Below are 11790 nucleotides of genomic sequence, written 5' to 3'. Positions count from 1 at the left end.
AGGTGCTTTTGGAAATCCAGTACAGATGCTGATCGTATTGCTGATGACCAGAATGTTTGGACGGGTGTTAGCTTTAAAGTACCCTGCGCGTGGAGGTGAAATTTTGATTATAAAAATAAATTAAAATGTATTGGAAACATTTAGAACACATTTAGAGAAATTTATCCAAATCGATGATTATACATTTGAAATAATATCAAAGTACTTTGATATTATTTCAATAGCTAAAAAAGAGAACTTGCTAGAAGAGGGGAGAGTCTGTCGATATCACTACTTTGTATTGAAAGGAATATTGCGTAAGTTTTTTGTCAATGAAAAAGGAGTAGAGCAAACAACAGAATTTGCGATTGAAAACTGGTGGCTTACAGATAATATGGCCTATGAACATAAGCTTGTTAGTTCCTTCTACATTCAAGCTGTCGAAAAATCAGAGATTTTATATATCAGTCAAGAAAACCAAGAAAAATTGATGCTAGAATTTCCTATAATGGAACGCTATTTTCGTTTTGTGTATCAGAGGGCTTATGCGGCTGCGCAAATGCGTGTTAAATATCTTTTTTCATTACCTAAAGAAGAGTTTTATCGCGATATGCTACGTAAGTATCCAGATTTCGTGCAACGTGTACCACAATATCTTATTGCATCTTTTCTAGGTTTTACCCCCGAATATCTGAGTGAAATTCGAAAAAAAATTGGTTCTAAAATATAGAATCGGCTTAAAAAACAATTTGCAAACTAATAGCATTGATTCGAATCTGTTATTCGGTAAGGTAGCATTTGAAAGTATAGATTCTGTTCTTTTGAATAATTCTTGACTAAATTTTTGAATTTTTCAATAGCTTTCTCTTCAGATCTAGCAAAGCAATGCAGGTTGATTTCCAAAGGTCTTTCGGAAGTCGCTTCTTCTATACGCAGTTTTCCAACTTCGGAAAGAACCACTGCAAATGAAGTTTTACAGATCTCTATTTCTAATTTGTTGTCAATCAACTGGGAAGAAATACTGTAATAAGAATCGTTATTTTGGATTTCCTCTTGGAAGGGATCCAAAAGTGTCGTTACGATGGAACGATAGCCGTATTTCGCATTGCCAAAAAAATGGTCGATATATTCCTGTGCTTTTTCGTAAGTAGAAAAAACACCCTCTAGATTGGTGAATACATCTGGATCTTCTTTAATCTCTTTTGAAATTACCGTATATACCTTAATGGGGGTGGTTGTCATATTTTATAATGCTACTGTCTATACATGTAAGTAAAGTTTTTCTGCAAAAAAACTAATCTGAAATTCTATCATTGAAATGTTCAAGGATGAAATCGTCTTTTTAAAATAAAAAAATTTCCTTTGTCTACTTTGTAGCCGATTTGGAATATATGTTTGTGCTTTGAAGTTGTGTATAATTTTCTTTTTCTCCAAATTTTTTAATGATTGTTTTTAATTTATTTTTTAAAATAGAAGAACATCTCAGTATTGCCAGGCTCCCTCCATAACTTTGAAAAGGTAAAATCGAAAAAAAATTACACAGATGATCTGATCAAAACATAAAGTATTATTACGTTTATGGGGCATCAGACGCAGTCGACACAAGATTGTGGTTCAGATAGATTTCTTTCGGAGTTTAGCTATACTTTATTTTTTCAAATTGTACAGTGCATGGGTAGTTGACTTTGAATTAGCGTATAAACTCATTTATCGGTGCAAATACCAGTGTGGAGCAAGCAGGAACCTATTATGGTTTAGGGAAGATTTCTTCCGGAGTTACAACACCTTGGCTTACATAAAAGTAGTCTCGTGAAATTTGGAAACAAGAATATCAACATACGTTCGAAGGTCTGGTAACGAATGAGGATGTAGGACAGATGTCTGGCTGGTATGTATTAGCTACCAGTGGATATATCCGATTGCACCGGGAAGCATACGCTAAAAATGGCTGGTCAGGTTTTTAATCGAATTACTTTAAATTTTGGTGAAAAATGCGCTAATCCCAATCGAAATTGGGGACACCGAAAAGATTAGAGTTATCGGGTAATTGAAGATTAGGCCGAAATTCTGATGGGTGAACGTAGAAGATGATTTCTAACAATAGAATTAATTTTTATGGAGATTTAAAAGTTTGATTAAGTTTGTAAGAGAAAATTCTTTTTTTGAATGAAGATATATGAATAATTTTATTTGTCAAAATTGTGGAGTAGAACATACTGAATTGCCATCCTTAGCGTTTAATGCTCCCTTTCACTATGATATATTAAACTCGGTGGATAAAGAAAAATTTACGGATAAAGATGATGATTTTTGCGTCATTCACCACGAAGACCAAATAGATTATTTTATCCGAACTGTTTTGCAGGTTCCGATTTTGAACCACGATGAAACTTTGGATTACGGTGTCTGGGTTTCGGTGAGTAAAGAAACGATGGACGAATATCGCCTGATGTTTGCAAATAAAGAAGCCGAGGAAAAAAATTACTTTGGTATGCTCAGTAATGAAATAGAGGATTATGAAAGCTCTACAATAGGACTTTATATGCAGGTTGTTACCCAATTAGATGGGTGTCGTCCGCTATTGATACCTTACGAATCGGAACACCAGTTGGTACAGGATTGGTTAAATGGTATCCATAGGGATGAAGCTATGTTACGGGTTAATTCGGTTTTGTAGACCATAAAACTAAATTTGCTTTTTGTTCATGTGCATTGCTTAGATGCAAAACCGTTTTTTGAACCCCATTAGATTTTTTGATGTTTCAAACGTTTTCGTAAATAAATCGCACAACATGGTTCATTTGACCTATATTAATTAATATATTGTTTTATTAAAGCAATTGGATAAATAACCATTAGGTAAAGGCAGCGCACCGATCTCCTGGATCGAAAGGGATTAGATTACATAATAACTTTAGTATTCCAATATGGAAAAATAGGTGCACATGATATGAGTAACAAACCAATATTCAATAAATAAACCGAGCATATGAGCTCAAGAAGTAACTATCACAATGAAGAGAAACACAATATTTAAGTCTGTCTTGATGGCAGCGATGGTTGGGAATTCAATTTTATCGCATGCGCAGATAAATAAGGATACGGAAAAAGGGTGGACAGACCTTTTTGATGGAAAAACGCTGAATGGCTGGAAATCTGTAGGCGGAAAAGCTCCTTATTCTATTGAGGGAGATGCAATCGTGGGGCGAATGACGAAAGGCACTCCCAATTCATTTTTGATTACCGAGAAAGAATATGGTGATTTCATATTGGAACTGGATGTTAAGCTCGAAGGGAGTCAAACAAATTCAGGAATCCAGACCCGAAGTCATCTAGATCCTAAAGCTAATGATGGGCGTGGTAGAGTGTACGGAAGACAAGTGGAGATAGACCCCTCATCCAGGGCTTGGACAGGTGGCATCTATGATGAGGCACGCCGTGGTTGGATCTATCCACTAGATCTCAATGAAAACGCTAAAAAGGCATATAAAGCTGAGGAATATAACCACATTAGAATCGAGGCAATTGGCGATGAGCTGCGTACTTGGATCAACGATGTACCCGTTTCTTATGTAGTGGACACAATTGACAGGACAGGCTTCATCGGGCTACAAGTACATAGTATCCCCTCAGAATTAGATGGAAAGAAGGTCTATTTCAAAAATGTTAAAATCAAAACAAGCGATCTAAAGTCAAAAGCTTTTCCGAAGGAGGTCTACATTGTAAATTTAAAACCAAATGAAGTCATTGACGCCGAAAAGAAAAAAGGAGTTAAGCTTTTATTTGACGGAAAAACAAATAATGGATGGCGCAGTATCCATGGGAATAAATTTCCTGATCGCGGCTGGGAGATTAAGGATGGGCAATTGACAGTTCTGAAATCTGATGGCGGTGAGTCTACTAATGGCGGTGATATTGTAACAAAGGATAAGTACGCCGTATTTGATCTATCTTTTGAATTTAAGCTTAGCCCCGGGGCCAATAGTGGTGTCAAGTATTTTGTAACATTAAAAGAAAAGTCCAAAGGATCGGCTATTGGTCTTGAATACCAAGTGCTTGACGATGACTTGCATCCCGATGCGAAGTTAGGAAGAGATGGTAATCGTACTTTAGCCTCTCTTTATGACCTCATCACATCAAATAAGGATGCACGTTCCCGGAGACCGATAGGCGAATGGAATAGGGGAAGAGTAGTGGTGACAGCCGACAATAAAGTTGAACACTATCTGAATGGAATTAAGATGCTGAGTTACGAAAGAGGATCGAAGGAGTTCAAGGACCTTGTTGCTATCAGTAAATATAAGGACTGGGATAACTTTGGTGAGGCAAAAGAAGGATTTATCCTATTGCAAGATCACGGGGATAGGGTTTCATTTCGCAGTATAAAGATTAATACACCAAACTAAGCTTAGAGTTTATGAACCATTATTTATCACGCAGAAGCTTTGTTAAACAATCTGTTATTGCAGCTGGTGCTGTAATGTTATCGAATAGTGTCCTGGGTAAAGTCAATCTGGCAACACCAAATGAACGCGTCAATTTAGCCTGTGTAGGTTTAGGGAATCGGGCTGCAGAGATTATAAAGGAGCTTTATAAAACCGGACTTTGTAATATTGTTGCATTATGCGATGTTGATCTGGGGGCGAAGCAAACGCAGGAAATTCTGGCAATGTTTCCTGATGCACCAAAGTTTAAAGACTTTAGAGTTATGTTTGATAAAATGGGAAATCAGATCGATGCGGTTAGTATTGGGACACCTGATTTTTCCCATTTTGCGATAACTATGTTAGCCCTCGATCTTGGAAAACATGTCTATGTGGAAAAGCCAATGGCGCGAACATTCCTCGAAGTTGAATTAATGACCAATAAAGCCAGGAGGAACTCAAAGCTTGTAACACAAATGGGAAATCAGGGACATTCCGAAGCAAATTACTTTCAATTTAAGGCTTGGAAGGAAGCTGGAATAATTAAAGATGTCACTCGGATAGACGCACATATGAACATGCCGCGGAGATGGCATGGATGGGATGTGAATATGAAAGGATTTCCTGCCGCTGAAATAATCCCGGAAACGTTGGATTGGGAACTATGGCAAATGCAAACACTAGGCCACAACTATAATAAAGATTTTGTGAATGGGCAATGGCGTTGTTGGTATGATTTTGGGATGGGAGCTCTTGGTGATTGGGGAGCACATATATTAGACACTGCGCATGAATTCTTGGACCTTGGGCTGCCAACCGAAGTCAGTGCCGTTAAACTTGAGGGACATAATTCGTATTTTTTTCCCATGTCTTCGACACTGAAATTTCATTTTCCCAAACGGAAAAGAATGCCTGCGGTTGACATTAATTGGTATGATGGGTTAAATAATTTACCACCGATACCAGATGGTTATGGAGTTTCGGGATTGGATCCGAATATTCCAGCTCCTAGTACAGGTAAATTGGAACCAGCAAAATTAAACCCCGGAAAAATTATTTATGGAAAGGATCTGACGTTCAAAGGTGGTTCTCATGCTAGTATTCTACAGATCATTCCTGAGACGAAAGCCAAGGAAATGGAATCCCGTCTTCCGGAAATTCCAAAATCTCCCTCTAATCATTTTACTAACTTCTTAAAAGCATGTAAGGGAGAAGAAAAAACAAGGTCTGCTTTTGAGATCGCCGGACCTCTGAGTCAAGTATTCTGTCTGGGAGTAATTGCCCAGCGTTTAAATGCCAAATTGGTCTTTGATCCCATAAAAAGGGAAATCAGTAACGATAAATTTGCCAATGCACTCTTGGCCGGACCTCCTCCCGCAAGAGGCTGGGAGCAATATTATAAAATGTAATCTGATCATTTTTGAACTATAAAAGAGCGAGGGATATTTAATTTATACCTCGCTTTTTGTTTATTGGGCTTTTATCGAGAAGCCAACTGGTTTACTATCATTCAACCTAAAATATGCTCCAATTTATTGTATTGGAGGAGACAAATCGAATGTATTTTGATCTATCTTGATGGAAATATAAGAGTCAATGTAAATAATTTTGTTCCTATGCCTTAGGATAGTGATGATGAGAACTGGCATCTGGCCTGACTAATGGGAGGGGAAGGGAGTTAAAAAAATGGATATAGATACAAACAAAAAAGGTTTTCAAACGGGGAGAATGAAAACCTTCAATAACCAATTATAAACCTAAATTATGATAGTACAAATATAAGTGTATTTTATACACTATGCAAATTTTTTTTAAAATAAAAATATCAATATGATAATGGCTGTATCAAAAGAGGTTGGGATCAGACTTTTTGATGCTATAATAAATTAACAACAAGGTGTTTGGGGCAAGCTGAAATTCAATATTTTCGCTTACCTTTTTCAGAAATGTCAATAAAGATTAAGGAGAGAGTCCTTTTAATTTTTCTCCCCATTTTCCAAGTTCGCTAATAATAGGGGATAATTCATGACCGATTGGGGTCAATTCATATGTTACTCGTGGCGGTACTTCTGGATATATCGTACGTTTTACAACTCCGCTTTTCTCTAATTTTCGCAATTGCAACGTCAACATGCGTTCGGTAATATTTGGAAGACACTTTTTAATTTCATTGTATCGAAGACTTCCGTTGATTAGATAGCAACAGATAGCTAAAGACCATTGACCACCAATAATATGAGCAGCAAATACTTCAGGACACTCATTTGCTAACATTTGCCTGTTGGCGAAATTACTGGAACTTTCTTTGATTTTTGTCATCACCTACATTTTTTATAGTACCGAACATTGGGTTACCACTGTACCAAAATAAGAAATATCTATCTATTTTTAATCCCAGCTAGCAACGCCAATGAAACTATTACAGTTATCAGATGGCGCGTGGTAAATAGTATATAAAACTTTTGAATAACTAGATATAATGAAAACGTTAGTAATGATAATTCACCCAAATATAAATGAATCAATCGTTAATAAAAGGTGGATTGAAGAATTGAAAAAATACCCAGAAAACTATGAAATTCATCAATTGCATGAGAAGTACCCTGATGAAAAAATAGATGTAAAGGAGGAACAACAATTGATTGAAAAGTATGATAAAATTGTATTTCAGTTTCCTTTTTATTGGTTTAATTGCCCCCCGTTTTTTAAAAAGTGGCTGGATGAGGTGTTAACATACGGTTGGGCCTATGGAAAGTCAAGTGGTTATAAGTTAGCGGGCAAGAGAATTGCATTGGCATTGTCTGTTGGGGTTGATGAAAAAGAGTATTCCACTACAGGCAAGTACAAATATAACTTGGATCAATTGACTAGTCCATTTGAAATTACCTTTAATTATATTCACGCGAATTATAGACCACTTTTTGCATATTATGGTATTGAACAAAATACTTCGGAAGAATGGGTCGAACGGAGTGTTCCGCTGTATCTTGATTTTTTAGAACAGCTGTAGGCGCGTCTGGTATTTCGACCGCTATACCATTCGCTAATTTGGAAATGATGATCCAGAAACTTAAAGTACGAAAATTCGATGGCTATTAGATTATAATCGCTTAATGAAGAATGATCTGAAGAGAATTTATCATTTTCAATCAATCTTAATCGCGCTAAATTTTATTTATCCTGGTAAGAGGTAAGGACAAAAAAAAAGGTTTTCAAACGGGGAGAATGAAAACCTTAAATAACCAATTATAAACCTAAATTATGATAGTTCAAAGATAGTGTATTTTATACACACTTGCAAGTTTTTTTAATTTTTATTTTCTTCTGTCTCTCTGATCTAAGACAAAGCAAAAAGGGAGAGTATTAGTTCAGAGTTGATTAATTCATAAGAAGACCAAGAGACTTATTGTATATAGATTGGTGTTAAGAAAATTAACGTATAAACACTGTGCTCCAAAAATAGCTATATACTTTTGTTAGAGCACAGTGTCAGATCCTTGAAGAAACATTACTCTGATAAAACCCCGACATAATAATTAAACGTGTCTATATCAATATTTTCTTTATTTAATCCCGGAATTTTAATTGCTCTAAAATGCTGATCTAAATGGACCAATTGTCTGTTTTTACCCTTTATTCCAATATGTATTGGCATATGAAACCCTTTGACTTCGCTAATCCATCTTCCCAGTACTGCGCCGGAAGCATCCTGTTGGATCTCTAATGTCGGGATAGATGCATGCTGAACATACTGTTCAAATACTTTTGATAGATCCAAACCAGTTTGCCGACTTAAATAACGGACAATATCATTGTAATCAACCTGTTGATGGTAAAATTTGCTGTTCAAGCCTCGTAATAACGTGCGCCACTTATCATCATTAGCTATCATCGTACGGATCATGTTGAGCATAACACCGCCCTTGGGATACATATCACCGGAACCTTCTTTGTTTACGTGATATGGTCCCTGTATGGGAATGTCATTTTGAATGCCACGTCGAATGCCGTGGACATAAGCTTGACTAGCTTCTTTACCATAAAAGTAATCAATGAACAAGGCTTCAGAATAGTTGGTGAAGCTTTCGTGGATCCACATATCAGCGAGATCAGCAGCGGTGATGTTGTTGCCGAACCATTCGTGGCCCGATTCGTGTACGACAATGAAATCCCATTTTTTCCCCCAACCTGTTCCCGAAGCATCGTTTCCACGATATCCATTCTGATAATGATTGCCATAGGCAATAGCACTTTGATGTTCCATACCCGTATGATACGTTTCGACCAGTTTGTAACCATCTGCATAAAAAGGATATGGACCAAACCAATACTCAAATGCTTCTAACGTCTGTCTGGCATTTTTTTGAAGATGAGCCTTTTTTTCTGTTTTATCATTCTCTCGCAAGACATAGTAGTCGACATCCAAAGGACCTTTTTCACCTTTGTATTTTTCTTGAAAATGAATATAGTCTCCAATATTGATGGCTACATTGTAGTTGTTGATCGGATTGGCAACTTTCCAATGGTATTTGTTGTATCCGTCTTTCATTTTTTCCACTTTTACCAATCGCCCATTAGATACGTTCATTACTTCTTTTGGGACAGCGATCGAAATCATCATACTGTCGACTTCATCGTATTGATGGTCTTTATTAGGCCACCAGACGCTAGCGCCCATACCTTGGCAGGCTGTAGCCACCCAAGGTTTACCATTGCTGTCTTTTTTCCAGTCAAAGCCACCGTCCCAGGGAGCGCGTGCTGCCTCTGTGGGATGACCTTCATAATACACTGTGAATTCACTTTGCGCACCTTTGGTGATTTTAGTAGGAAAGTTCAAAAAAACAGCGTTGTATTCTCTTGTAAATGAGAGCTCTTTCCCTTGATAGATAACCTTATTAATTTTAAGATTGGCAAACAGATCGAATTGTAAACGTTCAAAATCTTCCGTGGCCTTAAAGCGGAATAAGTTTGAACCTGAAATGAATTTATTGTCTACATCTACTTTCACGTCCAAATGATAATATTGGATATCGTAGCAAGTGCGCAATGGTGTGAGATATCCCCGCAATGAATCCGCTCGCGTGAATTCATTTTTTTCTTTCATCAGTTGCGCGTTGGATTGCTGGTAGCCTGCGACCAAAATACCATAGGTACCTAGCGCATATAATAGTGTTCTTTTCATTCGCTTATCTTCCGCCTGGAGGGCAATGTAGTTTTAAATAATTCGTAAATAACGTTCTTAGGTGTTCGTGAGTCCCTTCTCCTTCACTAATGGAATGACTACGGTTAGGATAGGACATTAACTGAAATTGTACATTATTTTTTATGAATTCGTCTATAAGAACTTCCGCATTCTGATAATGAACATTATCGTCTCCAGTGCCGTGTATATACAGTAGATTTCCTTTAATATTTTTGGCATACTTTAATGGCGACCCATTTTCAAAATCTGCTAGATTTTCTTGTGGAAGTCCCATATAACGTTCTTGATAAACATTATCATAAAGTAGTTGATTGGCAACAGCGGCTATTGCAATACCTGTTTTATAGATTTGTGGGTATTGTCCAAGCAAATTGAGTGTACTCGAACCACCTCCGCTCCATCCCCAGACTGCGATGCGCGAATTATCTACAAAAGACCATTTTAATATTTCCTGTGTGGCTAATGCTTGATCACGAATATTGAGCTGACCGATTTTACGGTAGATACTTTTGCGCCATAGGCTACCTTTAGGAGCAGGTGTGCCCCGGTTATCCAAAGAAATATAAATGTATCCGTCCTGGGCCATATTTCCTTTATACAAGCTGTTATAACCTGCGCTAAAGTTGTCGATTACAGTTTGTGAAGCAGGTTCACCATATACCATAAAGACTACTGGATACTTTTTATTCGGATCGAAATCCAGCGGTTTGACCATCCAGCCATCTAGTTCGACACCTTCAGTAGTCTTAACTTTGAAAAATTCGGCTATGCCATCACTGACTTTCTTTTCACGTTTAACCTCAAAATCCACTACTGTCCGGTGTGTAGGGAGCTCGATAATAGCATCTTGCTTGAGCTCGGCACGGTTGCTAAAGCTGAAGATAGCAATCTTGCCATCTTTCGAAATATCATAATCGCAAGTTCCCTCGAAAGATGCTGGTGTGAGCCTTTTTGGAGAGCCACCTTTAGTAGAGACACTATACAGATATTTTTGAGTCGCATTGCTGGGAGAAGCAGTGAAATAGATTATTTCTCCTTTAGGATCTAGAAAATCAAGATTGATAATGTCATAATCCGCTTTCGTAATGAGCTTTTCATTTCCTTTTAAGTCAATTTGATAGATTTTTCGCCAGCCCTCTTTTTCCGATACCCATATAAATGCTTTTCCATCCTGTATCCAGTCCCAGCCCGAAGGATCATTATTATTCCATCTTGCCTTGATGTCAATCCAGGAATCGCTCGTTTCGCGATGTATTGCTTGAGCTTCATGAGTAGCAATGGAAGCTGTGTAGATCTTACTTTCGTTTTGTTTCCTATTGAGTTGCTGAAAAATAAGCTGTTTGCTGTCCATACACCATTCCATACGTGGAATATAATGCTGTTCAGGATCTCCGGGAATGTTTATGCGGCTATTCTTTCCGCTAGCAAGTTCATAAGTCCATATGGAACAAGCGCTTGGAGACTGTCCTACTTTCGGATATTCTACAGGAATGGTAAAAGAGTAGAGACTATCCGTATTATTAATCATTAGAAAATTACGGATACTGTTTGCGTCAAGTTTCCAGTAGGCGATAGAGAGACCATCAGGCGACCATCTAAAACCATCTTTGCAACCAAACTCTTCCTCATAAACCCAATCGAAAGTTCCATTGATCATACGGTCTGTCCCATCCTCCGTTACGGCGTTTATATTTCCATTCGTTAAATCCTCCACATAAATATTATGGTCTGTTTTGTTAACATAAGCCACTTTATTGGCTTGAGGATTAAATTTGGCAAACATCAGTTGGGATGATGGAAATTGACGGCCTATTTGTGTCAATTGATTGGATTTCTTGTTGTACACCCAATAATCGCCTCTTGTATTTTCTCGCCAAACCTTTTTGCTATTGGTATAGATTAAAATTAGTTCCCTATTCTTGGATATCGAAAAATTCTCGACTTTTAATGCTGTTTTCATTCCCTGAGGAACAAGTAATTCATGAGATAAAAAGATTGTTCTGGAACCGTTTTTAGGATTGACGGTTTCTATTCCTTTATCCGAAAATTCATAATATTGATCACCATTTTCCATCCAGAGTCTCTGAGCAAAGAGTGGATTGGATACGTAGAGAACTAATAACAGATTGACTAAAATAAAATGTCTAATTCGATTCATTTGTTTATGATGTTTTGTAAGTCAAA

Annotated in this window: 10 protein-coding genes; 6 read left to right on the top strand and 4 right to left on the bottom strand. The window is 37.3% G+C overall.

The window, feature by feature from the left end; translation table 11 throughout:
- Positions 1-130: 130 nt before the first annotated feature.
- The gene (locus tag D7322_RS10120) at positions 131-709 is read left to right on the top strand and encodes a Crp/Fnr family transcriptional regulator (protein WP_121123821.1); all 579 of its coding nucleotides are present in this window, start codon (positions 131-133) and stop codon (positions 707-709) included.
- Positions 710-735: 26 nt separating this feature from the next.
- Here D7322_RS10120 and D7322_RS10115 read toward each other — a convergent pair whose 3' ends face one another.
- A complete protein-coding gene (locus D7322_RS10115; protein WP_121123819.1) occupies positions 736-1221 on the bottom strand; it encodes a hypothetical protein in 486 nt (161 codons plus the stop codon).
- 572 nt (positions 1222-1793) lie between these two features.
- Here D7322_RS10115 and D7322_RS28925 point away from each other — a divergent pair.
- The 4 genes from D7322_RS28925 (at position 1794) to D7322_RS10095 (ending at position 5812) form a co-directional block, all read left to right on the top strand.
- Positions 1794-1943: a glycoside hydrolase domain-containing protein gene (locus D7322_RS28925; protein ID WP_317125726.1), complete on the top strand. Its 150-nt coding sequence runs from the start codon at positions 1794-1796 to the stop codon at positions 1941-1943.
- Positions 1944-2155: 212 nt separating this feature from the next.
- Positions 2156-2656, top strand: a complete 501-nt coding sequence (locus tag D7322_RS10105; protein WP_121123817.1) for a DUF2199 domain-containing protein — start codon at positions 2156-2158, stop codon at positions 2654-2656.
- A gap of 337 nt (positions 2657-2993) precedes the next feature.
- Positions 2994-4385: a 3-keto-disaccharide hydrolase gene (locus D7322_RS10100; RefSeq protein ID WP_121123815.1), complete on the top strand. Its 1392-nt coding sequence runs from the start codon at positions 2994-2996 to the stop codon at positions 4383-4385.
- A gap of 11 nt (positions 4386-4396) precedes the next feature.
- Positions 4397-5812 carry a Gfo/Idh/MocA family oxidoreductase gene (locus D7322_RS10095; RefSeq protein ID WP_121123813.1) on the top strand — a complete coding sequence of 472 codons (1416 nt, stop codon included), beginning with the start codon at positions 4397-4399 and terminating at the stop codon, positions 5810-5812.
- A 550-nt stretch (positions 5813-6362) separates the two neighbouring features.
- On the opposite strand, the gene D7322_RS10090 is transcribed toward D7322_RS10095, so the two are convergent.
- Positions 6363-6722, bottom strand: coding sequence for a winged helix-turn-helix transcriptional regulator (locus D7322_RS10090; protein ID WP_121123811.1), 360 nt, complete (start codon positions 6720-6722; stop codon positions 6363-6365).
- A 160-nt stretch (positions 6723-6882) separates the two neighbouring features.
- Between D7322_RS10090 and D7322_RS10085 the strand changes: the two genes are divergently transcribed.
- A complete protein-coding gene (locus D7322_RS10085; RefSeq protein WP_121123809.1) occupies positions 6883-7413 on the top strand; it encodes an NAD(P)H-dependent oxidoreductase in 531 nt (176 codons plus the stop codon).
- Between the two features lie 498 nt (positions 7414-7911).
- Here D7322_RS10085 and D7322_RS10080 read toward each other — a convergent pair whose 3' ends face one another.
- Entirely contained in the window at positions 7912-9585 is a 1674-nt protein-coding gene (locus D7322_RS10080) for a M1 family metallopeptidase (protein ID WP_220700056.1), read from the bottom strand.
- Positions 9586-9589: 4 nt separating this feature from the next.
- Positions 9590-11764 carry a S9 family peptidase gene (locus D7322_RS10075; protein WP_121123807.1) on the bottom strand — a complete coding sequence of 725 codons (2175 nt, stop codon included), beginning with the start codon at positions 11762-11764 and terminating at the stop codon, positions 9590-9592.
- Between the last annotated feature and the right edge of the window lie 26 nt (positions 11765-11790).

The organism is Sphingobacterium puteale (assembly GCF_003627955.1).
GTDB classification, from domain to species: Bacteria; Bacteroidota; Bacteroidia; order Sphingobacteriales; family Sphingobacteriaceae; genus Sphingobacterium; species Sphingobacterium puteale.
This window is presented reverse-complemented; position numbering and strand designations above follow the sequence as displayed.